Raw genomic sequence first — 25954 nt, forward strand, 5'->3', positions numbered from 1 at the left:
TACTGACGGGGGTTAGGGTAACGGCCGGTCCGGGTGACGATTGCAGGGAGTACGGCCATGGCCAGCGCATCGACGACGCTCGACGGCATTCTCGCCTCCGCCGCCCGCGGGGTGTTCCCGCCCCCGGACGGCAGCACCACTGTCGTACCGCAGCCGTCGCCGCGCGACGCCGGGGTGATGTCGTTCACAGCGCACTCCGTCGTCTTCACGGACGAGGACCCGGAGTGGGTACGTGCCGCCGTGGCCGGGGCGGGCTGCGACCCGCTGGCCGCGACGATGAGCCCGGGCTTCCTCGCCGCCTTCGGGCAGCGGACCGGGCTCGCCGTGGACACCATCGACCTCGTCACCGTGGCGTCCGCCGTGCCCGGCCCGCCCGATGCGGCCCTCGGCCTGCGCGAGTTGACCGACCCCGACCACCCCCGGGTGGCCCGGGCCCTCAAGCGGCGCGACGACGTGCGGGTGTGGGCGTCCGGCGGGGGCGGCGTCGTCGTCCTCGGGCGCGGGGTCGCGGGGCGCTGGGAGGTGTCCGTGGAGGTCGACGAGCCGGCGCGCCACCGGGGGCTCGGGCGTGCGCTCGCCTCGGCGGCCCGGGCCCTCGTGCCGGGCGGCGCCATGGTGTGGGCCCAGCAGGCCCCGGGCAACGCCCGCAGCGTCCGGGCCTTCCAGGCGGCGGGGTTCCGCCCCGTGGGCGCGGAGGCCCTCTTCCACGCCCGCTGAAAGGTCACCGCCCGCGCGCCGTCGTCACCCGCCCGCCTGCCCGGAGCAGGCGCGGGTCAGCGGAAGATGCCGGTGTGCCCCAGCGAGTAGCGGCCCGGCTGGGGGTAGACGGCCAGGCCGTGGGGGCCTCCGCCGACGGGGATGCGGGCGACCTGGACGCCGGTCCGGGTGTCGATCGCGTAGACCTCGGAGTCGTACCGGCCGGAGAGCCACAGCGTGTGGCCGTCGGCGGAGACGCCGCCCATGTCGGGGCTGCCGCCGTCGGGCAGGCGCCACTTCTTGGTGAGCTTGTCCCGGTGGAAGTCGAAGACGGAGACCGTGCCCTCGCCCCGGTTCGACACGTACATCTCGCGGGAGTCGCGGCTGACGTACAGGCCGTGGCAGCCCTTGCCGGTGGGCAGGAGCTTCGGCTTGTCGAACTTGTCGCCGTCCAGGACCCACATGCCGTCGGCCATCATGTCGGCGACGTAGAACTTCTTGCCGTCGGGCGACACCTTCACGTCCTGCGGCATGGCCCCGTCGAAGGGCAGCTTCTGCTGGCCGACGACCTTCATGTCCTCCGTGTCGACCTTCAGCAGCTCACCGCTGAACTCGCAGGAGACGATGAAGTAGCGGCCGTCGAGGGAGAAGTCGGCGTGGTTGACGCCGTAACAGGTCACCGGGACGGTCTTCTTCCGCTTCATGGTGTGCGGATCGCGGAAGACCAGCTCGCGGTCCATGGAGGCCATGACCACGGCGTACTTGCCGTGGGGCGTGAAGTAGAGGTTGTACGGGTCGTGGACCTCGACCGGCTTGCCCGCGTCGCCGGTCTTGGGGTCGATGGGCGTCAGGGTGTGGCCGCGGTTGTTGTTGACCCAGAGCGTCTTCATGTCCCAGGAGGGGACGACGTGCTGGGGCTGGACGCCGACCGGGATCGTGTCGATGACCTTGTACGTCGCCGGGTCGATCACGGAGACCGTGTTGGAGTTGGTGTTGGGGACGTACACGCGGGACGGGAAGTCCTTGACGGCCGGGGAGAGCTTGTTCGGGCGGTCGGCGGCGTAGACGTCCTGGGGGTCGAGGACGGGCGGCATCCCGGGCAGGCCCTTGACCTGCTTCGGCTCGGCGGGCCTGACGGGCGCCTTGCTCGCGAGGGCTTTGTTCTCGCGGCCCCCGCGCTCGGTGCCGCAGCCCGCGAGGGCGGTGAGGACGGCCGCGCTCGCGAGCAGGGCGGCGGCGCGCGTGGCCAGGGTCAGGTTGCGCATCAGGTGAGCAGCTCCGTGGTCGTGACGGCGCGCAGGCCGCGGCGGTGGAGTTCGTCCAGGACGGCGGGGAGCGCGGCGACCGTGTCCGCGTACCCGAAGTGCAGGCTCACCACGGAGCCCGCACGGACCTCGGCGGCGACCTTACGAGTGACGGCCCGGGCGCCGGGCGAGGTGAAGTCGAGGGAGTCGACGTCGTACGACAGGACGTGCGGGTAGCCCGCGCGGCGGGCCAGACGGGCGACGAGCGGGGTCGCGCGCACGGCCCGCGAGGGGCGGAACCAGTTGCCGATCCCGCCGGTGAGGCGGCGGAGCCGGTCCGCGCAGCCGGTGATCTCGGCGTAGGCCTCGGCTTCGGGGAGGCTGTTGATGCCGCGGTGGTTCAGGGTGTGGTTGCCCAGGTCGTGGCCGCCGTCGAGGACGCGCCGTGCCAGGGCGGGGTGCTCGTCGAGCCAGGTGCCCACGGCGAGGACGGTGACGCGGGCGCCGGCCCGCTCGGCCTCGCCGAGCAGCGCGCGGGCGGTGGCGGGATCGCCCTGGCCGTGGAAGGTGAGCGCGACCTCGCGCCGTCCGCGCGGGCTGTGCGCGATCTGCGCGGGCAGTCCGGGAAAGGCGCGGGGCCCGGGCGCGGGCGCCCGGTGGGAGGGGTGCGCGGGGCGGTGGGCGGGGCGGGACTCCCGGCCCGCCGACGTGGCGCACCCCGTGGAGAGGGTGAGGGCGAGGGCGAGCCCGGCGCCGGCGCGCAGCGCACCGCGGCGGTCGGTCGAAGTCACGCGACCCATTTATAGGGCGGCGACCCCCGAAAGCGGTTGATTGACATGACGGGCGGCGCTGATTGACATGCCGGGTGGTACCGATTGGCATGACGGGCGGTAGCGATTTCCATGACGGGCGGTACCGATGTACACGACGGGCGGTCCAGACCAACGGACACTCCCCCGCCCCGCCGAAGACCCCCCACAGGTGCCGTTTAACCATCGTTTACAAGGCGAGTGCTCTAACTCACCAAGGATTCACCTCTAAACTGTCCAAGAATGACCGCATATGCCCGGTTAGTGACTTTTGGATCGGAGGCCCCCGTCTGCCATAGTCGACGACAGCGACACTCATTGACCCGAGCACGTCGTTCTTCGCGGTCGCGAGCCACACCCACTCCGGTTCGCACCGCCGCTCGAAGGCCCCCGACAGCGCCGCCACCCAACGGCCCCGGGGGCTTTCGCGTACTCAGCGGTCATGCCCAAGTCCGCTGCGGCCCGGGGGCGCCCCGAAGGGGCGCGGGGAACTGCGCGACCAGCCACGACGGACCCGCAGGCGGTCGACGGCTCATCGCGGTAATTGCAGCGAAGCGCTCAGCGGTCGGTGATGCGCATCTCGAACCACGTCGTCTTGCCGCGCGGCAACAGGTCCACACCCCAGCGATCGGCGAGCTTGTCGACGAGGAACAGGCCGCGTCCGCTGATGTCCAGCTCATGGACGGGCATCAGGCACGGCAGGCCGCGCGAGGGGTCGCGGACCTCGACCCGGATCCAGCCGCGCCGCCGGTGCGTGCGCAGGCCGAAGACGCGGGCGCCGGTGTGCCGCACGGCGTTGCCGACCAGCTCGGAGACGAGGAGCACCACGTCCTCGGTGAGCTTGGGCGAAAGGCCCCAGTGGCGCAGGACGACGACCTGGGCGAGGCGGCGGGCGATGGCGGCGGACTCGGGGCGGGACGGCAGCTGGACCTCGGCGTCGGTGGGGTTGCCGAACAACTCCAGGGCCTTCAGGGCGTGTTCGTCCTCGACCGCGGGCGACCAGCGCGCCGCGGTGGCGCCCGCGCGCCGCCGCGACTGTTCAAAGCCCTCCTGCCCCGCCATGCCCCCCATCATGGCCGCCTCCGGACCCCATTGGGGCCGTTCCGGCGGAATGAGCCCCCCGGAAGCTTCCGTTCCAGGGGGCGGGCAGGTCATATGCCATGGGCAGTTAGAGGCCCCGCACAGCATGGCTGACCTGCGGTGACTTCTCGCTCACGGGAGATCACCGAGCGCGGCGGACGCGGTCGGCTTAAGGCTCTCTTAAGCCTGTGATAATCCGCCCCTTCGGGGGAAACTTTGGCTGACGAGACCTCAACTGGCCGGATATCAGAGGAACTTCGCCTTGCCAGGGCCGTCCTCCACGAAGCTGCGCATGCCGCGCTCGCGGTCCTCGGTGGCGAAGAGGCCGGCGAACCAGGTGCGTTCCACGGCGAGCCCGGTGTCGATGCCCGTCTCCAGGCCCTGGTCGATCGCCTCCTTCGCGGCGCGCAGCGCGAGCGCGGGACCGCGCGCGAGCCGCGCCGCCCACGCGTGGGCCTCCGTGTACACGTCGGCGGCGGGCACCACGCGGTCCACCAGGCCGATGGCGAGGGCCTCGTCGGCCTTGACCTGACGGCCGGTGAAGATGAGGTCCTTCGCCGTGGAGGGGCCGACCAGGCGCGGCAGGCGCTGGGTGCCGCCCGCGCCCGGGATCAGGCCGAGCAGGATCTCCGGCTGGCCGAGCTTGGCGTTGTCGGCGGCGACGCGGAAGTCGGCGCAGAGCGCCAGCTCGCAGCCGCCGCCGAGGGCGTAGCCGGTGACGGCGGCGACGACGGGCTTGGGGATGCGGCTCACCGCGGTGAAGGCGTCCTGGAGGGCCTGGGAGCGCAGCACCATGGCCCGGTGGTCCATGTCCTGCATCTCCTTGATGTCCGCGCCGGCCGCGAACACCTTCTCGCCGCCGTAGAGGACGACGGCCCGTACGTCGTCGCGGCCGGTGGCCTCGGCCGCGAGGTCCTTCAGGCGGTCCTGGAGCTCGATGTCCAGGGCGTTCATCGGCGGGCGGTCGAGGCGGATCGTACCGACGCCTTCGGCGACTTCGAGATGCACAGTTGTCATGACGGGCACGTTAGCGCTCGTTCATGCAAAAGGGAGGGGCGGCCCGGAGGGCCTTCCTCGGAAGGGCGGTGGCGGGTGACGGGCGGGCTCGGTGCACTTGGTCACAGCGTGCACCGAGCCCTTCCGGGAGCAAGGGGTGTCCGGCTCAGGCCTTCCACTTCTCCCAGGACATGTTCCAGCCGCTGTAGCCGTTGTCCGGCGCGATGACCTTGTCGTTGGAGTTCTTGACGACCACCACGTCACCGACCATCGAGCGGTCGAAGAACCAGGCCGCGGAGACGTTCTTGTCGTAGCCGCCGCGCACGTCGCGCAGGCCGATGCAGCCGTGCGAGGCGTTGTAGTTGCCGAAGGCGCCGCCGCCCCAGTAGTTGCCGTGGATGAAGGTGCCGGAGGTGGACAGGCGCTGGGCGTGCGGCACGTCCTTGATGTCGTACTCGCCGCCGTAGCCCACCGTCTCGCCGTTCATGCGGGTGACCTTGAGGCGCTCGCTGATGACCATCTGGCCGTTCCACGTCTCGTACCCGGGCTTGCCGGTGGTGACGGGGATCTTCTTGATGACCTTGCCGTCGCGCTTGACGGTCATCTGCTTGGTCTTGACGTCGACGACGGAGACCTGGCTGCGGCCGATCTCGAAGCGCAGGGTCTTGGCCTGCTTGCCGTAGACGCCCGGGCGCCCCTCCACCCCGTCGAGGTTCAGCTTGACGGTGACCTTGGTGCCCGGCTTCCAGTATTTCTCCGGGCGGAAGTCCAGGCGGTCGTTGCCGAACCAGTGGCCCTCGACCGGGACCGACGGCTCGGTCTTGATGTCGATGGCCTTCTCCACGGCGTCCGGCGCGGTGATGCCGCGCGTGAAGCGCACCGAGAACGGCATGCCGACGCCGACCTTCGTGCCGTCCTCCGGCGTGAACTGGCCGACGAAGGTGTTCTTCGGCACGAGCGTCGTGAACGACGAGTCCTTGGCCGCGACGCGTCCGTCGGCGTCCTTCGCGATCGCGTGGACCTTGTACTTGGTGCCGGACGCGAGATGCCGTTCGGGGGACCATTTCGAGCCACCCGCAACGATCCTTCCGGGCACCGGCTTGCCCTTGGGGTCCTTGACCGTGACGTCGGTCAGCTTGCCCTTGGCGGCCGTTATCCGCAGCGCCCCGTCGGTCGCCACGGCGTCCGCGCCGTCCTTGGGGGCGATGGTCACGACGGCCCGGGACGGCTTGTCCGCGTCCGCGCCGCCCTTGCCGCCGCCCTTGTCCCCCGAGTCCGAGCCGCCTCCGCAGGCGGCCACGAGCAGCAGCGTCGCCCCCGACGCCACCGCGGTCAGTCCTCTGGCGCCCCGCCGCCCCGCGCGCTTTCGCGCATGGGCCGACGCCCCCGATATCGGTCGCCCGTTCACGATGTTTCTCCCCTCGCACGGCCCCGACAGGCCCGCACTCATCCGTCGCCGCGCGACCGGGAATGACCATCCGTCTCGCGCACTGCGCTAGATAACCACACGGCCCGCACCGATGACTCCCCGCCAAATGTCACCGTTCAGTTCCAACTACGACCTTCGTGCGGGCCGGTGGTGGCATCAGCGGCTTGAGCGCTCCTTCTTGTCCGCCTTGGTGGGCTTATGCACCTGCCCTGGCTTCTTCCCGGTCCGCCATTCCTCCCACCCCATGTTCCAGCCTCCGAGGCCGTTGTCAGGAGCGACTTTCTTGTCATGGCTGTTGACGACCTCGACGACGTCGCCGATGAGGCTGCGGTCGAAGAACCAGCCCGCCGGGGTCTTGGAGCTGCCGCCCTTCACGTCGCGCAGGCCCACGCAGCCGTGGCTGACGTTGGTGTTGCCGGGCGCGTCCGGCGCCCAGTAGTTGCCGTGCAGGAAGGTGCCCGAGGTGGTCAGGCGCATGGCGTGCGGCACGTCCGGGATGTCGTACTCGCCGCCGAAGCCGACCGTGCGGCTGTTCATGCGGGTCACCTCCAGCATCTCGGTGATGACCATCTTGCCGTTGTACGTCGTGGTCTTCGGGGCGCCCGCGGTGATCGGCACGGTGGAGATCAGCTTCCCGTCGCGGCGCACCTGCATGGTGTGCGCGGCGGCGTCGACGAGGCTCACCTGGCTGCGGCCCACGGTGAAGGAGAAGGACTTCTCCTGGAGGCCGTAGACGCCGGGCGCGGCCTCGACGTCACGCAGCCGCAGGGCGACGGTGACCTTGGTGCCGGGCTTCCAGTAGTGCTCGGGGCGGAAGTCGACGCGCGTGGTGCCGAACCAGTGCGGGCGGATCTCCACGGCGGGTTCGGCCGTGACGCGGATGGCGCGCTGCACGGCGGCCCGGTCGGTGATCTCGCGGTTGAACTCCAGGGAGACGATCATGCCGGTGCCGACCGTGGAGCGGTGCTCCGGCGTGACGTACCCGATGAAGCGCTCCTCGGGGACGTACGTGGTGAACGTGGTGTGGCGGGCGGAGCGGCGGCCGTGGCCGTCGAGCGCGACGGCGTCCACCGTGTACTTGGCGGCGAGCGCCAGCTTCCTGTCCCCTCCCAGGGGGCGCCAGCTCGTGCCGTCGGCCGACATACGGCCCTTCACCTCGGTCTCCTGGGCGTCCTGGGACTTGACCACGCGCACCGACTCCAGGCGTCCGTCCGGCACCTCCACCTCGAGGTCCTTCTCGGGCCTCACCCCCTTCTTCCCGTCGCCGGGGGTGATCCGGATCGCGTCGGCGGGCGAGCGGGGGCGGCCCAGCACCCCGTCGAGCGCCGTGCCGGAGCAGCCCGTGGCCGCGCATACCAGTCCGGTCCATGCCACCGCGAGCCTCAGCGCGGTCCGTGCGCGCCGAGCGCGCCTCGTTGCCTGTCTCACGTCGGGCCCAACGAGGCTGCCCCGTCCCGGGAAACGTGAGTGCGACGCGCCCGCTGGGCAGAACAGGGGGAAGGACGTCGGCCGGGGAGCCGCGGCCGGGACGCCGCATGCCCCGACCGCACGCCGACGGGGCCGAGCCGCGGGAGGCTGACAGGTGTCGAGTGCACCCGAGCAGGGGGCGGTCAAGGGGGCGCGTGCCGTGGACCGGGTCCGGCCCGGCGGCGCGGCGGCCGAGCGCAACGGCGGGCGCGGCGGCAGGGTCCGCCCCGCCCCCACGCGCCCGGTGTGGCCGGGGGCGCCGACGCCGCTCGGCGCCCGCTTCCGGGTGGGTCCGGACGGGGTCGCGGGCACGAACTTCGCGCTGTGGGCGGGCGGCGCCGACGCTGTGGACCTGTGCCTCTTCGACGCGGACGGCACCGAGACGCGCTGCCCGCTGACCGAGCTGACGCACGAGATCTGGCACGGCTTCGTGCCCGGCGCGCTCCCCGGGCAGCGGTACGGCTACCGCGTGCACGGCCGCTGGGACCCGTGGACGGGCGCCCGCTTCAACCCGGCGAAGCTGCTCCTCGACCCGTACGCGCGCGCGGTCGACGCGGGCCCCGGCCAGGACTACGGTTCGCTGCCGCCCGAGGTGTACGGCCATGTGCGGGACTGGCCGCAGCAGCACGTGGCGGACACCGTGCGCGACGAGCGGGACTCGGCGCCGTTCGTGCCGAAGGGCGTCGTCGTGCACGACGACGCCCCGGACGACGAGTGGGCCGACGACCGCCGCCCCAAGACCCCGTGGGCGGACTCCGTCATCTACGAACTGCACGTGCGCGGCTTCACCATGCGCCACCCGGACGTGCCGGAGCGGCTGCGCGGCACCTACGCGGGGCTCGCGCACCCGGCGGCCATAGACCACCTCGTACGCCTGGGGGTGACGGCGGTCGAGCTGCTTCCGGTGCACCAGTTCGCGCACGAGGACCACCTGCTGCGGCGGGGCCTGCGCAACTACTGGGGGTACAACTCGATCGGCTACTTCGCCCCGCACGCGGCGTACGCGGCGTCCGGCACCACCGGGCAGCAGGTCGGCGAGTTCCGGGGGATGGTGCGGGCACTGCACGAGGCCGGGATCGAGGTGATCCTGGACGTCGTCTACAACCACACGGCGGAAGCCGGCGAGATGGGCCCGACGCTCTCCCTCAAGGGCGTCGACAACCACGCCTACTACCACCTCCAGCAGGACGCCCGGCGGTACGCCGACTACACCGGCTGCGGCAACACCCTGCACGTGGTGCGGCCGCAGGTCCTCAGGCTCATCACGGACTCGCTGCGCTACTGGGTGAGCGAGATGGGCGTGGACGGCTTCCGCTTCGACCTGGCGGCGGCGCTCGCGCGCTCCTTCCACGACGTCGACATGCTCTCGCCGTTCCTCGCGGTGATCGCGCAGGACCCGGTGCTCCGGCGCGTGAAGCTGATCGCCGAGCCGTGGGACGTGGGCTCGGGCGGCTATCAGGTCGGGGCGTTCCCCCCGCTGTGGACCGAGTGGAACGACCGCTACCGGGACGCAGTGCGGGACTTCTGGCGGGGCGCCCTGCCGGACGTGCGGGACCTCGGCTACCGCCTGTCCGGGTCGAGCGACCTGTACGCGTGGGGCGGGCGGCGCCCGTACGCGTCGGTGAACTTCGTGACCGCCCACGACGGCTTCACGCTCCGGGACCTGGTGAGCTACGAGCGCAAGCACAACGAGGCCAACGGCGAGGGCAACCGCGACGGCGCGGACGACAACCGCGCGTGGAACTGCGGCGCCGAGGGCGAGACGGACGACCCGGACGTGCGAGCCCTGCGCCTGCGCCAGCTGCGCAACCTGCTGACCACGCTGCTGCTCTCCACCGGCGTGCCGATGCTGGTCGCGGGCGACGAGATGGGCCGCACCCAGGGCGGCAACAACAACGCGTACTGCCAGGACAACGAGATCAGCTGGGTGGACTGGGAGCTGCGCGACGACCCCGGCTGGGGCGGGCTCCTCGCGCTCGCGCGCCGCCTCATCGCGCTGCGCCACCGGCACCCGGTCCTCAGGCGCCGCGCCTTCTTCTCCGGCCGTGCCCACTCGGCGGACGGCCTGCGGGACCTGGCGTGGTTCACCGCGCGCGGCACGGAGATGACGGAGGCCGACTGGTACGCGCCCGCGGCGACGCTCGGCATGTATCTGTCGGGGCGCGACATACCGGGCCGGGACGCGCGCGGGGCGCAGGTGAGGGACGACAGCTTCCTCGCGGTCCTGCACGGCGCGGACCGGGCGGTGGGCTTCACCCTGCCGGGGCCGCCGTGGGCGGACGCGTACGAGGTGGTGGTGGACACCGCGCGCGAGGAGCAGCGCGAGGCCCCGGGCACGCTGCTCGCCGCGGGCACGGAGGTGACCGTGGAGGCGCGCTCCGCGCTGCTGCTCAGGGCGGTGCCCGCGCCCGGCGCGGGGCAGGCCTGAGCGGGCCCCCCGCCAACGTGCCTGCTGTCGGCGGGCCGTGACGGTGCTTCAGGTCCGTACCAAAGTATTGCCCCAGGCCCGGAGGCCGACGAAGCTCACCGCATGGACCTGGAGTTGCGGCACCTGAAGACGATCCGGGCGATCGCCGACGCGGGCAGCCTGACCAAGGCCGCCACCGCGCTCGGCCTCGCGCAGCCCGCGCTCAGCGCCCAGCTGAAGCGGATCGAAAGGGCCCTGGGCGGCGCGCTGTTCGAGCGCGGCAGGTCCGGGGTGCGGCCCACTCCCCTCGGTGAGTTCGTGCTCGCGCGCGCCCGGATCGTGCTGCCCGCCGTCAGCGAACTCCAGGAGGAGGCCGAGCGGTTCACCCGCGGCTGGCAGGACCGGCGCGGCTTCCGGCTCGGCGGCACCCACGGGCCGCTGCTCGGCGGCCTGGTGGACCGGCTCGCCGCCGCGCACCCCGAGCAGTCCGTGTCCACGTACACCTCCTGGTCCGAGCGGGAGATCGCCGCGCAGGTCGCCGACGGGCGCCTTGACTTCGCGCTCGTCGGCACGTGCGGGGCGGCCGCGCCGCCGGAGCGGGAGCGGCTCGTGTGGCGGGAGGTGGCGCGGGACCCGGTGTTCGTCATGCTCGCCACCGAGCACCGGCTCGCCGGGGAGCCGCAGATCGACCTCGCGGACCTCGCGGACGAGGCGTGGACGGACGTGCCGGGGGACGGCTGCTTCGGGGACTGCTTCACCGCGGCGTGCGCGCGGGCGGGGTTCACGCCGTCGTCGGTGTACGAGACCGACACCGCGTCGTGCGTGCACCTGGTGCAGGTGGGGCGGGCCGTCGGGCTGTGCCGCGCGACGTTCCCGCCGACGGGCGGGATGGTGACCCGCCCCCTCGCGGGCACGCCGCTGTACTGGCGGCATCTGCTGGGGTGGCACCCCGAGACGTACGCGCACGACACCGCGGCGGCGGTGTTCGCGCACGCGCGGGCCGCGCACGCGGAGGCCGCCGCGCGCAGCGAGAGCTACTCGGCGTGGCTGGCCTCGCCCGGGGCGGACGTGGGCTAGCCGCTCCCGGCCGCGTCGGGCCGGTCCTGATGAACGGCAGGTGGCGGGGGCCATAACGCGGGGCCAGGGGGGTAACTGGCATCTATTGGGCGCCTGTTGAGGCTTCTACGGTGTGGGCGACCGGAGAGAGGGCGGATCCCGCTTCCCCGCTCTACGGATCCCCCCTCCCCGATGACACACCGAGGAGACCCCCATGCAGCTCAAAGATGCCTCCCCGTTCCCCAGGAAACGTCCCGAACGCCGCGGCCTGGCCGCGGCCGGCGCCGCGTTCGTGGCCACCGGCGCCCTCGTCTTCGCCTCGATCCCCGGCTCCGCCCACGCCGACTCCCCGTCCCCCGCCGACACCGCCGCCGTGGCCGAGACGTCGCCCGCGGTGCTCAAGGCGATGCAGCGCGACCTCGGCCTCACCCCCGCCCAGGCCGAGGCGCGGCTCGTCAACGAGGCGGAGGCCGGCGCCGTCGCGGGCTCGCTGCGCAACGCTCTCGGCCGTGACTTCGCGGGCGCCTGGGTCCAGGGCGCCACCTCGGGCACGCTCACGGTCGCGACGACCGACGAGAAGGACGTCCCCGTCATCACCGCCAAGGGCGCGAAGGCCCGGGTCGTCGACCACGCCGTCGCCCGGCTCGACGCGGCCAAGGCGGCCCTCGACCGGGCCGCGAAGAAGGCGAAGAAGACCACGACGCGGGACGCCCCGGTCTGGTACGTCGACGTCAGGACCAACGCGGTCGTGGTGAACGCCGTGCACGCCTCCGCCGCCCACGAGCTGGTGGCCGCCGCCGGCGTGGACCGCGACCTGGTGCGCGTGGTGAAGACCAAGGACCGGCCGAAGCCGCTGTACGACATCGTCGGCGGCGACGCGTACTACATGGGCGGCCGCTGCTCGGTCGGCTTCTCGGTCACGCAGGGTTCGACGCAGGGCTTCGCCACGGCGGGCCACTGCGGTCGCGTCGGCACGGCCACGCAGGGCTACAACCGGGTCGCCCAGGGCACCTTCCGCGGCTCGATCTTCCCGGGCCGCGACATGGCGTGGGTGGCCACGAACGCACAGTGGACGGCGACCCCGTACGTCAAGGGCCAGGGCGGCACGCGCGTGGGCGTCGCGGGCTCGACGCAGTCGCCGGTGGGCGCCTCCATCTGCCGCTCCGGCTCGACCACCGGATGGCACTGCGGCACGATCTCGCAGCACAACACCAGCGTCACCTACCCCGAGGGCACCATCAACGGCGTGACCCGCACGACGGTGTGCGCCGAGCCCGGCGACTCCGGCGGCTCGTACATCTCCGGCAGCCAGGCGCAGGGCGTCACCTCGGGCGGTTCTGGCAACTGCCGCTCCGGCGGCACCACGTTCCACCAGCCGATCAATCCGCTGCTCCAGCAGTTCCAGCTGACGCTGCGGACCACGGGCGGCGAGGACCCGGGGCCCGGCCCCGGCGACCCGAACGGCAGCTGGGCGGCGGGCTCCGTGTACGAGACCGGTGACACGGTCACGTACGGCGGCGAGACCTTCCGCTGCCTCCAGCCGCACCAGGCACAGGAGGGCTGGGAGCCCCCGAACACCCCCGCGTTGTGGGAGCGCGGGTAAGGACCCAGGGCTGAGCGGGCCGCGCCCCGGGGGGTGCGCGGCCGGCGAGGACCGGATTCCGGTCCCGGCGGGTCCCGTGCTACGGGGGGCCCGCCGAGGGTGCCGCGGCGGTGCGCCTCCGATACGGCCGCGGCCCGGTCCTCGACGCCCGACTTGCCGGACATCCAGGTGAGATGGGTCTTGTGCCCCCGGTGACGAGTACGAGCGCTTCCCGTTCGCGGGAGCGCGGCGGCTCGTCACCGGGGGCACGTGCGCGTGCCGCCGAGCGGGACCTAGGACCAGCGGAGGACGGCGTACGGGACGAAACTCGGTGGGCCCTGTCAGTGGTGAAACGTAGGCTCGCCCCTGATGTCCACCACACTCGAATCCGCCGGCGGCGGCCGGTCGGCCGTCCGGACGCTCACGCGCCTGTGGCCGTACGTCCGCCCTGTCCGAAAGCGCCTGTTCTGGGCGGCCCTTGTGGCCGTCGTGGCCTCCTGTACGAGCCTCGTCTTCCCGCTGATCCTGAAGTGGATGGTGGACGGGCCGGTGGCCGACGGGGACACGGCGGGGGTCTGGCTCGGGGCGCTGCTCCTGCTCGGCCTCGGCGTGGCGGAGGCGCTGCTCTTCGGCTTCCGGCGGTGGCTGGTGGCGCGGCCGCTCGCGGGTGTCGAGGCGTCGATGCGGGCGGACCTTTTCCGGCACCTCCAGCGGCTGCCGGTGGCGTTCCACGACCGGTGGGCCTCGGGCCAGCTGCTCTCGCGCGGCACGACGGACCTGATGCTGATCCGCCTGTTCCTCGCCTTCCCGCTGACCTTCATGGTGGTGAACGGCGCGACGATTCTCGTGGGTGTCGCCCTCCTCCTCGCCCAGGACTGGTCGCTCGGCCTGGTGCTGCTCGCGCCGGTGGTACCGCTGGTGGTCCTGGTGTCGTACTGCGAGTCGCGGTTCGCCGACGTGGCGCGGCGCGCGCAGGACCAGGTCGGGGATCTGACGACGGTCGTCGAGGAGAGCGTGCTCGGCATCCGCATCATCAAGGGCTTCGGCCGGCACCGCAGCCAGGCGCGGGCCTTCCGCGAGCTTTCGCGGACCCTGCGCGGCACGGAGCTGGCCAAGGCACGCCTTCTCGCCGCGATCTGGGGGATCATCACGACCCTGCCGGAGCTGGCCATCGGGGCGGCGCTCGTGCTCGGCTCCGTGCAGGTCGCCGACGGCGGCCTGTCGGCGGGCACGCTCGTGGCGTTCCTGTCCACGGCGCTCGCGCTGCGCTGGCCGGTGGAGTCGATGGGCTTCCTGCTCGCGATGAGCCAGGAGGCGGCCACGGCGACGGAGCGGTACTTCGAAGTGCTCGACGCGGCGCCGGAGTCCGACGCGGGGGCCGCGTCCGGGAGCGGCCCTGAGGCAGCCGACGGGATGCGCTCCGACGGGATGCGCTTCGAGGGGGTGTCCTTCCGCTACCCCGACGCGGACGACGACACGCCCGCGATCCTGTCCGGCATCGACCTGCACATCCGTACGGGCGAGACGATGGCCCTGGTGGGCGCCACCGGCAGCGGCAAGACGACGCTCACCGCCCTGGTGCCCCGGCTGCACGACGTCAGCGGCGGCCGCATCACGCTCGACGGCGAGGACATCGCGGCCCTGCCCCGGCAGCGGGTGCGGGAGCTGGTCGCGGTGGCCTTCGAGGAGCCCACCCTGTTCTCGGCGTCCGTCGGGGAGAACGTCCTCATGGGGGCGGGCCCGGACGCCGGGGAGCGGGAGCTGGACCACGCCCTGTCGGTCGCGCAGGCCGGCTTCGTGCACGAGCTGCCGCAGGGCGCGGACACCCAGGTCGGCGAGCAGGGCCTGAGCCTGTCCGGCGGCCAGCGGCAGCGGCTCGCCCTCGCCCGCGCGGTGGTGGGGCGGCCGAGGTTCCTCGTCCTGGACGACCCGCTGTCGGCCCTTGACGTCCACACGGAGGCCATGGTCGAGGCGGCGCTGCGGCGGGTCCTGAAGGACACCACGGCCCTCGTGGTGGCCCACCGCCCCTCGACGGTGCTGCTCGCCGACCGCGTCGCCCTGCTCTCCGGGGGCCGCATCGCCGCCGTGGGCACACACCAGGAACTGCTGCGGGACAACGCGGAGTACGCGTGGCTGATGTCGGGGGGATCCCAGTGAGTACGCAAAGCCCCGCCGGCCGCGACGACTTCGACCAGGACACGCTGCCCACGGCGCCCGGCGCGACCCGGCGGCTGCTGCGGTCGCTGCTCGCGCCACGGCGCGGCCGGGTCACGCTGGCCGCCGTGCTGCTGCTCCTCCAGCAGGCCGCGGTCCAGGCGGGCCCGCTGCTCGCGGCGTACGCCATCGACTCGGCCGTGCCCGCCGTGCGGAAGGACGACTACGGCCCGCTGATCGCCGTGGGTGTCGGCTACGCGCTCTCGGCGGCGCTGTCCGGCGCGCTCCAGTACGCCTTCATCCTGGCCTCGGCGCGCGTCAACCAGGACGTGCTGCTCGACCTGCGCGGGCGGATCTTCCGGCACGCGCAGGCGCTCAGCGTGGACTTCCACGAGCGGTACACCTCGGGGCGGCTGATCTCCCGGTCCACCACGGACGTCGAGTCGCTGCGCGAGCTGCTCAGCGAGGGCCTCCAGGAACTGCTCACGGTCATCCTGTCGTTCGTGTACATCGCGGCGCTGCTGCTCTGGCTCGACCTGGGCCTCGGCGGGGTCGCGGTGGCGTCGTTCGTGCCGCTGTACCTGCTGATCCGGCTCTTCCAGCGCCGCGCGGCCAAGGTGTACCGGGTGCGCTCCACGGCCATCGCCGCCGTGATCGTGAAGTTCACGGAGACGATGAACGGCATCCGCCCGGTGCGGGCGTTCCGGCGCGAGCGGGCCAACGACGAGCGCTTCGCCGCCCTGAACCGCGAGCACGAGCGCGTGAACGGCGACGCGCTCCTGGAGATGGCCCGGTACGTGGTGGGCTCGCGGCTCGTCGCGAACACCTCGGTGGCCGGAATCGTCCTGTGGGGTGCCCACCGCGTCGCGGAGGGCACCCTCGCCCTCGGTGTCCTCGCGGCGGCCGTGCTGTATCTGCGGCGCCTGTACGACCCGATCGACCGGCTCGGGATGTTCCTGAACTCGTACCAGTCGGCGGCGGCCTCCCTGGAGAAGATCGCGGGGCTGCTCGCGCAGACGCCGACCGTGCCGGAGCCGGAGCAGTCCGCCGCGCGCCCGCTGCCGGAACTGGCCTCCGAGCACCCGGGCCGCACGGTCGTCTTCGACGGCGTGCGGTTCGCGTACCGGACGGGCGGCGAGGTCCTGCCGCGCTTCGACCTCACACTGCCCGCCGGGCAGACCGTCGCCGTCGTCGGCTCCACGGGCGCGGGCAAGTCGACGCTCGCCAAGCTCCTCGCCCGGTTCTACGACCCCACGGAGGGCCGCGTCCTGCTCGACGGCGTCGACCTGCGCGAGCTTGCGACGGCCGACCTCAGACGCGGCGTCGTGATGGTCACCCAGGAGGCCTTCCTGTTCTCCGGCACGGTCGCGGAGAACATCGCGATCGGCCGCCCGGAGGCCACCCGCGAGGAGATCGAAAGGGCCGCGAAGGCGATCGGCGCCCATGACTTCATCGCGTCCCTGCCCGACGGCTACGACACGGACGTGCGCAAGCGCGGCGGGCGCATCTCGGCAGGGCAGCGCCAACTGGTGGCGTTCGCCCGCGCGCTGCTCGCCGACCCGGCGGTGCTGATCCTGGACGAGGCCACCAGCTCCCTGGACATCCCCGGGGAGCGGGCCGTGCAGCGCGCGATGGACACGGTGCTGCGCGGCCGCACGGCGGTCGTGATCGCCCACCGCCTGTCCACGGTGGAGATCGCCGACCGGGTCCTGGTCATGGAGCACGGCCGGATCGTCGAGGACGGCACCCCCACCGACCTGATCGCGACCACAGGCCCCTACGCCCAACTCCACAAGGCCTGGCGATCCAGCGTAGTGAGCTGAGCCGCACGGGGGGCGGCCCCGCCCGGGGGCGCCCCAAAGGGGCGCGGGGAACTGCGCGCCCAGCCCCCGACAACGGGCAGGTAAACAATCAACGGCAACCCCCCGATGCGCCGCATAACGGACGCCCGAACCCCCGCAGCGGACGTATTCCAGCCAAAGTACGCCAACTGAATGACATGTACCTGTCTCGAATGGCACTCTTCCCCTCACCAGTCGCCCAGGGGCCCAACCCCCGGCGGCTCCCGCGCGCGGCACGCGGCCAAGGCGGCGCGGCGCGCGCCAGGCACCACGTACTGCCCTGCTCTGCCCGGCCGGTCACCCGCCGCCGGGTCGCCACAGGCCGCGCACCCCCGCGGCCGCGCAGAAGGAGTCCGTGTTGAGCACATCCCCCACATCCCCCACAGCACGCAGAACCCCTGCCCGTAGGCGCGCCACCGCCGTCGGAGCCTTCGTCGCCGCCGCGGCGCTGCTCGGCGTGACCGTCCAGGCCACCACCGCGTCGGCCGACCCGGGGACGGTCGGCACCAAGGCCGACGCGGGCGCCCTGCCGCAGCAGCTCTCCCCCTCGCAGCGGGCCGAGCTGATCCGCGCGGCGGACGCCTCCACCGCCGCCACCGCCGAGCGCATCGGCCTGGGCGCGAAGGAGAAGCTGGTCGTCCGCGACGTCATCAAGGACCGGGACGGCACCACGCACACGCGCTACGAGCGCACCTACGCGGGCCTCCCCGTCCTCGGCGGCGACCTCGTCGTCGCCACCGACAAGGCAGGCCGGGTCACGGACGTCAACCGTGCCTCCAAGGCCCGCCTCACGGGCACCGGCACGAGCGCCGACGTCAAGGCGGCGAGCGCCGAGAAGCAGGCGCTGAGCGCGTCGAAGGCGGACGGCTCCACCAAGCTCAAGGCCCAGAAGCCGCGCAAGGTCGTCTGGCTCGCCGACAGCAAGGGCGGCGCCCCGAAGCTCGCGTACGAGACGGTGGTCGGCGGCCTCCAGGAGGACGGCACGCCGAACGAGCTGCACGTGGTGACCGACGCAAGGACCGGCAAGAAGCTCGGCGAGTGGCAGGGCGTCCACGAGGGCACCGGCAACACGCAGTACAGCGGCCAGGTCCCGCTCACCACACAGCAGTCGGGCTCGCAGTACACGCTCACCGACACCGCGCGCGGCAACCACCAGACGCGCAACCTGAACCGCGGCACCTCCGGCTCGGGCACCCTCTTCACGGGCCCGGACGACGTCTGGGGCAACGGCCAGGCCTCCAACGCCGAGACCGCGGGCGCGGACGCCCACTACGGCGCGGCCCTGACCTGGGACTACTACAAGAACGTGCACGGCCGCAACGGCATCAGGAACGACGGCCGCGGCGCCACCTCACGCGTGCACTACGGCAACAACTACGTCAACGCGTTCTGGCAGGACTCCTGCTTCTGCATGACGTACGGCGACGGCTCGGGCAACGCCAAGCCGCTGACGTCCATCGACGTGGCCGCCCACGAGATGACCCACGGCGTCACCTCCGCGACCGGCAACATGACGTACAGCCGCGAGCCCGGCGGCCTGAACGAGGCGACCAGCGATATCTTCGCCGCCGCCGTCGAGTTCAACGCCAAGAACGCGAACGACGTGGGCGACTACCTCGTCGGCGAGAAGATCGACATCCGCGGCAACGGCACCCCGCTGCGCTACATGGACAAGCCCTCCAAGGACGGCTCGTCCCTCGACTACTGGCGCAGCACCGCCGGGAACGTGGACGTCCACTACTCCTCCGGCATCGCCAACCACTTCTTCTACCTGCTGAGCGAGGGCAGCGGCGCGAAGGTCATCAACGGCGTCTCGTACAACTCGCCGACGTATGACAACAAGCCCGTGACCGGAATCGGTATCGACAAGGCCGCCAAGATCTGGTTCCGGGCCCTCACCACGAAGTTCACCACGACCACGAACTACGCGGCGGCGCGCACCGGCACGCTGGCCGCCGCCGGCGAGCTGTACGGCACCACGAGCGCCGAGTACACCGCGGTCGCCAACGCCTGGGCGGCCGTCAACGTCGGCGCACGCCCCTAGCCGGCGCCGACCGGCGCCGCTCCGGGAGCCCGGAACCGCCAACCCCCGGGGCGGCGCCACCGTTCACCGCGTGATCGACTTCGGCCCTTCCGTTCACACGGTGTTCGCATGACGGACCTTGACCATCGGCCAACGGACGCAATCTGGCCAACATTCAATCAAGGTCCTGACATGTACCTGGCTCAAATGGCACGCTGCTCACGCACGGCACACAAGTTCTCCCGCACAGCACCAGTTCGGCCCGGGTGGTCCCCCATGCCATCCGGGCCTTCACACAAGGAGCATGCGTGACCCCCCACATATCGAAGCGTTCCACCCTGGCCATCGCCACCGCCGTCGCCGCCGGAGCGCTGCTCACCGCCGGAATGACCACCGGCGCATCCGCACAGCCCGACACCAACAGATCCGCCGCCCCGGCCGCCGCCCCCGCCGCGGCGCCCGCCCCGCTCTCCGCCTCCGCCCGCGCCGGCCTGCTCCAGGGCGCAGCGGACAAGGCCGCGGCGACCGCCGACCGCATCGGCCTCGGCGCCAAGGAGAAGCTCGTCGTCCGTGACGTCGTCAAGGACCGGGACGGCACCACGCACACGCGTTACGAGCGCACCTACGCCGGCCTTCCCGTCCTCGGCGGCGACCTCGTCGTGCACACGGCGAAGGACGGCTCGGTCAGCGGCGTCAGCAAGGCGACCAAGGCCACCATCAAGGTCGCCTCGACCGACGCGAAGCTGGCCCCGAAGGCCGTGGCCGCCGCCGCCAAGTCGACGGCCGCGAAGACCGGCGACACCGCGAAGGCCGACCCGCGCGCGCCGCGCAAGGTCGTCTGGGCCGCCGAGGGCAAGCCCACCCTCGCCTACGAAACCGTCGTCACCGGCGTGCAGAAGGACGGCACGCCGAGCGAGCTGCACGTCATCACCGACGCGGCCACCGGCGAGAAGCTGTACCAGCACCAGGCCGTCGAGACCGGCACCGGCAACAGCCAGTACAGCGGCAAGGTCACGGTCGGCTCCGTCAAGAGCGGCAGCACCTACCAGCTGACCGACTCCGGGCGCGGCAACCACAAGACGGTCGACCTGAACCACGGCTCCAGCGGCGGCAAGCTCTACACCGACGCCGACGACGTCTGGGGCACCGGCAAGCCCACCAACACCCAGACCGCCGCCGTCGACGCCGCCTACGGCGCGGGCCTGACCTGGGACTACTACAAGAACGTGCACGGCCGCAGCGGCATCAAGGGCGACGGCAAGGGCGCCACGTCCCGCGTGCACTACGGCAACGCCTACGTCAACGCCTTCTGGCAGGACTCCTGCTTCTGCATGACCTACGGCGACGGCGAGGGCAACGCCAAGCCCCTCACTTCCATCGACGTGGCCGCCCACGAGATGACCCACGGCGTCACCTCGGCCACCGGCAACATGGAGTACAGCGGTGAGTCCGGCGGCCTGAACGAGGCCACCAGCGATATCTTCGCCGCCGCCGTCGAGTTCAAGGCCAACAACGGCCTGGACAAGGGCGACTACCTCGTCGGCGAGAAGATCGACATCAACGGCGACGGCACCCCGCTGCGCTACATGGACAAGCCCTCCAAGGACGGCTCGTCCCTCGACTACTGGAGCAGCAACGCCGGCAACGTCGACGTCCACTACTCCTCCGGCATCGCCAACCACTTCTTCTACCTGCTGAGCGAGGGCAGCGGCAAGAAGACGATCAACGGTGTGGCGTACGACAGCCCGACCAAGGACGGCTCCAAGGTCACCGGCATCGGGCGCGACAAGGCCGAGAAGATCTGGTTCAAGGCCCTCACGTCGTACTTCACCTCGACGACGAACTACGCGCAGGCCCGCAAGGACACGGTGAAGGCTGCCACCGACCTCTACGGCGCCAACTCCGCCGAGGCGAAGGCGGTTGCCGCCGCCTGGACCGGTGTGAACGTCAAGTAACCCGCTGAACCGGGCGGCACTCGGGGAGACCCCCCGGGTGCCGCCCGCACCACGTCCGGGGCTAGCGCATCAGGACCCCCGCCGCCTCCCCCGTCGCCTCCGAAGGCACTGCCACCAGGCCCAGTTCCGCGCCGTTCGCCAAGAGGCGGTGGGCGGGCAGGACGCGGACGGTGTAGCCGAAGGGGCCGGTGCGGTCCAGGGCCAGGGGGCCTTCGTAGCGGAGGCGGCCCTCGCCGTCCGGGGGTCCTGCGGGCTTCAGCGGCACCGGCGTGGCGTCGGTGATGTGGTCCTCGGGGTCGACGCGGCCCGCGATGGCCTGCACCTCGACGTCGTCGCAGGACAGCTCGCCGAGCCGTACGCGCACCCGCAGGGCGAGGGTCGCGCCCAGCTCCGCGGTGGTGCCCACGGCCGTGGCCTCGACGTGGTCGACGGCGACGCCCTGCCAGGCCGCGCGGACGCGGTTCTTCCACGCGGCGAACCCCGTGGCGGCGTCCGCGGTGAGCACCCGGTGGGAGCGCGCGGCGGGCACGTACAGGCGCTCCACGTACTCCCGCACCATGCGCCCGGCCAGGACCTTCGGGCCGAGCCGGGTCAGGGTGCGCCGGACCATCTCGATCCACCGGTCGGGCAGCCCTTCGGGCCCGTTCTCGTAGAAGCGCGGGGTGACGCGCCGCTCCAGGAGGTCGTACAGGGCGGCCGCCTCCAGCTCGTCGCGGCGGTGGTCGTCGGTGGCCGCGCCGTCGGCCGTGGGGATCGCCCAGCCGAAGTCCGGCTCGAACCATTCGTCCCACCAGCCGTCAAGGACCGACAGGTTGAGGCAGCCGTTCAGCGCGGCCTTCATGCCGGAGGTGCCGCACGCCTCCAGGGGGCGCAGCGGGTTGTTCAGCCATACGTCGCAGCCCGCGTACAGCTTCTGGGCCATCGCCATGCCGTAGTCGGGCAGGAACACGATCCGGTGCCGCACCCGCGGGTCGTCGGTGAAGCGCACCAGGTCCTGGATGAGCCGCTTGCCGCCGTCGTCGGCCGGGTGCGCCTTGCCGGCGACGACGATCTGCACGGGCCGCTCGGGGTGCGTGAGCAGCTCCAGGAGCCGGTCCTGGTCGCGCAGCATCAGCGTCAGTCGCTTGTACGAGGGCACGCGCCGGGCGAAGCCGATGGTGAGGACGTCCGGGTCGAGGACCTCGTCGATCCAGCCCAGCTCGGCGGTGGCGGCGCCGCGCTGCCGCCAGGACACGTGCAGCCGGCTGCGCACCTCGCGCACCAGCTGGGCGCGCAGCTCGCGGCGCAGCTGCCAGATGTCGGAGTCCTGGATGTCGGCGACGGCGTCCCAGCGCTCGGAGCCGCCGACGGACAGGGCGCGGTCGGTGCGGCGCTCGCCGATCTGCCGGGCGCCGAGCCGGAACACCTCGGGGGCCACCCACGTGGGCGCGTGCACGCCGTTGGTGACGGAGGTGATCGGCACCTCCTCGGGGTCGAACCCGGGCCACAGGCCCTGGAACATCTCCCGGCTGACCTTGCCGTGCAGCGTGGACACGCCGTTGGCGCCGCGGGCCAGGCGCAGGCCCATCACGGCCATGTTGAACACGTTGGCGTCGCCGCCCGGGTAGGTCTCCATGCCGAGGCGCAGGATCAGCTCCACGTCGATGCCGGGCAGTTCGGCGTCGGGGCCGAAGTGGTGGGCGACCAGCTCGCGGTCGAAGCGGTCGATCCCGGCGGGCACCGGCGTGTGCGTGGTGAAGACGGTGCCGCCGCGCACCGACTCCAGGGCGCCCTCGAAGTCGAGCCCGCCCTGGACCAGTTCGTGGACGCGCTCCAGGCCGAGGAAGCCCGCGTGACCCTCGTTGGTGTGGAAGACCTCGGGGGCGGGGTGCCCGGTCAGGCGGCAGTAGGCGCGCACGGCACGGACACCGCCGATGCCGAGCAGCATCTCCTGGAGGAGCCGGTGCTCGCTGCCGCCGCCGTAGAGCCGGTCGGTGACCTCGCGGGCGCCGGGGTCGTTCTCCTCGACGTCGGAGTCCAGCATAAGGAGCGGCACCCGGCCGATCTGCGCCTGCCAGACGTGGGCGCGCAGGGCCCGGCCGCCGGGCAGCGCGAGCCGCACCAGGGCGGGGGTGCCGTCGTGTTCCCGCAGCAGGGTCAGGGGCAGCTCGTTCGGGTCGAGCAGGGGGTAGTGCTCCTGCTGCCAGCCGTCGCGGGTGAGGGACTGGCGGAAGTAGCCGTGCCGGTAGAGCAGTCCGACGCCGACGAGGGGCACGCCCAGGTCGCTGGCCGCCTTCAGGTGGTCGCCCGCGAGGATGCCGAGGCCTCCGGAGTACTGCGGGAGGGCGGCCGTGACGCCGAACTCGGGCGAGAAGTAGGCGACGGCGGCAGGCAGGTCGGAGCCGGGGGCGCCGGGCGGCTCGGCCTGCCGCTCCTGGTACCAGCGGCGGCCGGTGACGTACTCGCGCAGGTCGTCGGCGCACTCGCCGAGACGGCGCAGGAAGTCCTCGTCGGCGGCCAGCTCGGCGAGGCGGGCCGCGGGCACGGAGCCGAGCAGACGCACGGGGTCGCCGCCCGAGGCGTCCCACAGGACCGGGTCGACGTCGCGGAAGAGGTCACGGGTCCCGGCGTGCCAGGACCAGCGCAGATTGCGGGAGAGTTCGCTGAGCGGGGCGAGGGCGGCGGGCAGGACGGGACGTACGGTGAAACGACGGATGGCTTTCACGGCGGCACCTCTGTCGGAGGACGTACGTGACGCATCGACGGTAGGGGGTCGGGCCGCCCCGCCACCACGGGGCACTGAACTCGCCCAGCACATAGGCAAGTTGTGGCCCCTGCGAAAGCCGAGGTCAGGGCGCGTGCCCGGAGACGACCTTCCCCTCGGCGGTCGTGGTGAAGACGGCTCCCCCGGCGTAGAGCGGCTGCCCGAACGTGGCGACGGGATCCGTGCTCCCGGTGGGGCCCGCCTTCGGGATCTCCTTGGTACGCAGGGTGTCGACGTCCCCGTCGACGCGCAGGCCGCGGATCTCATAGGCGCCCGTGGACAGCACCCGGTCGCCCGCGAGCGCCAGGGTGGCCAGGTCGTTCGGCGCGCCGTAGCGCCAGCGGCGCTCGCCGGTGCGCCAGTCGTAGGCGCTCAGCTCGTGCTCGATGACGGCGCCCGGGTCGGGGCTGTCGCTCGCCACGACGAGCACGCCCCCGGCGCCCAGCACCGGGCGCGGTCCCGAGGGGCGCACGCCGGGCGCGAGGACGCGCCGGGTGCGCAGGGTGGCGGGGTCGAGGTCGCGCACGCCCTGGTGCCCACGGCTCCAGCACACCAGCGAGGACCGGGCGCGCAGCATGAGGTCGTCGCAGGGCACGGAGGCGGTACGGGCGGTGGCGCCGGTCCTCGCGTCCAGGCGGACGACACCGCCCTTCTCCAGGGCCGTGAACACCCGGCCGCCGTCGACGACGAGCGGCCCCGCCGCCTTGGGCAGCGGCTTCGACCGCCACAGCTCGCGGCCGTCGGACGCGGCGCGCGCCCGTACGACGCTGCTGCCCGGCGCGTCGCCCGGTGCGGAGCCGCCGAGGCGGAACTCGACGACGTACACGACGTCCTGCGCGTACGCGACGCCCAGGGTGCCCGAGCCCGTGGGCGCGGGCGCGCGCCAGCGCTCCTTGCCGGACGCCACGTCGACCCTGGTGACGCCGAGTTCGCTCGGTACGTAGACGGCACGGCCCTCGGTGTCGGCCTCGGGCGGCACCGCCTGGATCCCGGTCAGCTCCCCGGCGCGGCCGGGGAAGCCGCGCGTCGTCCACCGGTGCCGGCCGCTCGCCGCGTCGAAGCCCGCCGCGGCGCCCTTGCCGTCGCGGCACACCAGCGTGGCGCCGGCCAGGACGCAGCCGTCTCCCCGGTCGTCGAGGCCCTCGGGGCGGGCCACGGACCAGGGCTTCCAGCCCCGGGGGCGGGCGGCGGCGCGCAGAGCGTCGGGGCCGTGGTCGCCGGTGCGGTGCGCGTCGCCGTACTCGGACACGACGAGCGGGCGCGGCTTCCCGCCGCCGCGCGGACCGGCCGGGGCGGCGGAGCCGCCCGCCCCGCCGGAGGCACCGGCCTCCCGGCCACCGCCCTCACCGCCCTCGCCGCCGCCTCCGCCGCCGCCCGGCAGCAGGACGGCGGTGAGCGTCACGGCGGACACGGCGAGCGCGGCGCCGGCGATCCACAGCCACCGCCGGCGCGCGGCCACGGGTACGGCCTCCGGAGAGGCGGGGGCCCGGCCCGGATTCGCCGCGCCGCCGGTCACCGTGTCCGCCGCCGCGAACTCCGCGTCCCCCGCGGCCCGTTCACAGCGCTCCACGGCCTCGCGGTGCTCGGCGAAGAGGGACAGGACCCCGGCCGGCCAGGGCACCGCGGGCGCCGGGCCTTCCAGGCGGCCCGCCAGCTCCGCGGCGCTCGGCCGGTCCTCGGGCGCGGGCGCCAGGCAGGCCGCCACGGTCTCCCGCAGGCCGTCGTCCTCCGGCACCCCGGACAGGTCGGCGTCGCCCTGCGTGACGCGGAAGATGACGGAGGCGATCTCCTGGTCGTCGAAGGGGCCGCGCCCGCTCGCCGCGTACGCGAGCACCGCGCCGAGCGCGAACACGTCGGACGCCGGCACCACCGCGTGGCTGCCCAGGAGTTGCTCGGGCGCCAGGTAGCCGGGCGTGCCCACGATCATGCCCGCGGTGGTGAGCGCCGTCGCGTCGAAGGCCTGCGCGATGCCGAAGTCGATGAGCCGCGGCCCGTCCGGGGCGAGCAGGACGTTACCGGGCTTGAGGTCGCGGTGCAGGACCTGGGCGAGGTGCACGGTGCCGAGGGCGTGCGCCAGCCGGGCGCCGAGCGCGCGCACCGTGCCCGCGGGCAGCGGGCCGCACCGCCGCACGGCCTGCCCGAGGGCGGGCCCGGCCACGTACTCCGTGGCCAGCCACGGCACATCGGCGGCAGCGTCGCCGTCGAGGAGCGCGGCGGTGCCGGGCCCGGACACCGCGCGGGCGGCGGCGATCTCCCGGCGGAAGCGGACCCGGAACTCGTGGTCGATGTCGAGGTCGGACCGCACGGTCTTCACGGCGACGAGCGGCGTGCCCGGGCCCGAGCGCGCGAGGAAGACCTCCCCCATGCCGCCCGCGCCGACGCGGGCGAGCAGCCGGTACGGGCCGACGTGGCGCGGCGGCCCGGTCAGCGGTTCGAGCACGGGGACTCCTCGGGATCAGTCCTGTGGCGGGC

The 25954-nt window shown here is 73.0% G+C and carries 15 protein-coding genes and 1 pseudogene; 8 read left to right on the top strand and 8 right to left on the bottom strand.

Annotated features, from left to right (window positions below; all coding sequences use genetic code 11):
* The first annotated feature begins 57 nt into the window (after positions 1–57).
* A complete protein-coding gene (locus tag AC07GB_RS01040; RefSeq protein WP_478841105.1) occupies positions 58–717 on the top strand; it encodes a GNAT family N-acetyltransferase in 660 nt (219 codons plus the stop codon).
* Between the two features lie 56 nt (positions 718–773).
* On the opposite strand, the gene AC07GB_RS01045 is transcribed toward AC07GB_RS01040, so the two are convergent.
* The 6 genes from AC07GB_RS01045 to AC07GB_RS01070 all read right to left on the bottom strand — a co-directional run bounded on the left by AC07GB_RS01045 (position 774) and on the right by AC07GB_RS01070 (position 7682).
* Positions 774–1961: a YncE family protein gene (locus AC07GB_RS01045; RefSeq protein ID WP_478841106.1), complete on the bottom strand. Its 1188-nt coding sequence runs from the start codon at positions 1959–1961 to the stop codon at positions 774–776.
* Complete coding sequence (locus AC07GB_RS01050; protein ID WP_478841107.1) at positions 1961–2740, bottom strand: polysaccharide deacetylase family protein; 780 nt, start codon at positions 2738–2740, stop codon at positions 1961–1963. The genes AC07GB_RS01045 and AC07GB_RS01050 overlap by 1 nt, the downstream gene beginning before the upstream one ends.
* A gap of 567 nt (positions 2741–3307) precedes the next feature.
* Positions 3308–3811 (bottom strand): ATP-binding protein, encoded by a 504-nt coding sequence (locus tag AC07GB_RS01055; RefSeq protein WP_030676216.1) that lies wholly within the window; start codon positions 3809–3811, stop codon positions 3308–3310.
* 264 nt (positions 3812–4075) lie between these two features.
* Positions 4076–4846 carry an enoyl-CoA hydratase/isomerase family protein gene (locus AC07GB_RS01060; protein WP_478841108.1) on the bottom strand — a complete coding sequence of 257 codons (771 nt, stop codon included), beginning with the start codon at positions 4844–4846 and terminating at the stop codon, positions 4076–4078.
* Positions 4847–4991: 145 nt separating this feature from the next.
* Positions 4992–6233, bottom strand: coding sequence for a L,D-transpeptidase (locus AC07GB_RS01065; RefSeq protein ID WP_478841109.1), 1242 nt, complete (start codon positions 6231–6233; stop codon positions 4992–4994).
* Between the two features lie 177 nt (positions 6234–6410).
* Positions 6411–7682, bottom strand: a complete 1272-nt coding sequence (locus AC07GB_RS01070) for a L,D-transpeptidase (protein ID WP_478841110.1) — start codon at positions 7680–7682, stop codon at positions 6411–6413.
* A 154-nt stretch (positions 7683–7836) separates the two neighbouring features.
* Between AC07GB_RS01070 and glgX the strand changes: the two genes are divergently transcribed.
* The 7 genes and pseudogenes from glgX (at position 7837) to AC07GB_RS01105 (ending at position 20739) form a co-directional block, all read left to right on the top strand.
* The gene (glgX, locus tag AC07GB_RS01075; RefSeq protein ID WP_478841111.1) at positions 7837–10149 is read left to right on the top strand and encodes a glycogen debranching protein GlgX; all 2313 of its coding nucleotides are present in this window, start codon (positions 7837–7839) and stop codon (positions 10147–10149) included.
* Between the two features lie 102 nt (positions 10150–10251).
* Positions 10252–11205, top strand: coding sequence for a LysR family transcriptional regulator (locus AC07GB_RS01080; protein ID WP_478841112.1), 954 nt, complete (start codon positions 10252–10254; stop codon positions 11203–11205).
* A gap of 193 nt (positions 11206–11398) precedes the next feature.
* Positions 11399–12787, top strand: a complete 1389-nt coding sequence (locus AC07GB_RS01085; RefSeq protein WP_478841113.1) for a carbohydrate-binding protein — start codon at positions 11399–11401, stop codon at positions 12785–12787.
* Between the two features lie 348 nt (positions 12788–13135).
* Positions 13136–14923 carry an ABC transporter ATP-binding protein gene (locus AC07GB_RS01090; RefSeq protein ID WP_478841114.1) on the top strand — a complete coding sequence of 596 codons (1788 nt, stop codon included), beginning with the start codon at positions 13136–13138 and terminating at the stop codon, positions 14921–14923.
* Positions 14896–16743 carry an ABC transporter ATP-binding protein gene (locus tag AC07GB_RS01095; protein WP_478841115.1) on the top strand — a complete coding sequence of 616 codons (1848 nt, stop codon included), beginning with the start codon at positions 14896–14898 and terminating at the stop codon, positions 16741–16743. The genes AC07GB_RS01090 and AC07GB_RS01095 overlap by 28 nt, the downstream gene beginning before the upstream one ends.
* 373 nt (positions 16744–17116) lie before the next feature.
* Positions 17117–18802, top strand: a pseudogene (locus tag AC07GB_RS01100) (M4 family metallopeptidase); the annotation flags it as partial.
* Positions 18803–19092: 290 nt separating this feature from the next.
* Positions 19093–20739 carry a M4 family metallopeptidase gene (locus AC07GB_RS01105; RefSeq protein WP_478841116.1) on the top strand — a complete coding sequence of 549 codons (1647 nt, stop codon included), beginning with the start codon at positions 19093–19095 and terminating at the stop codon, positions 20737–20739.
* 61 nt (positions 20740–20800) lie between these two features.
* On the opposite strand, the gene glgP is transcribed toward AC07GB_RS01105, so the two are convergent.
* Positions 20801–23443, bottom strand: a complete 2643-nt coding sequence (gene glgP / locus AC07GB_RS01110) for an alpha-glucan family phosphorylase (protein WP_478841117.1) — start codon at positions 23441–23443, stop codon at positions 20801–20803.
* Positions 23444–23567: 124 nt separating this feature from the next.
* The gene (locus tag AC07GB_RS01115) at positions 23568–25922 is read right to left on the bottom strand and encodes a protein kinase domain-containing protein (protein WP_478841118.1); all 2355 of its coding nucleotides are present in this window, start codon (positions 25920–25922) and stop codon (positions 23568–23570) included.
* Between the last annotated feature and the right edge of the window lie 32 nt (positions 25923–25954).

Source organism: Streptomyces sp. NPDC045778 (genome assembly GCF_056431945.1).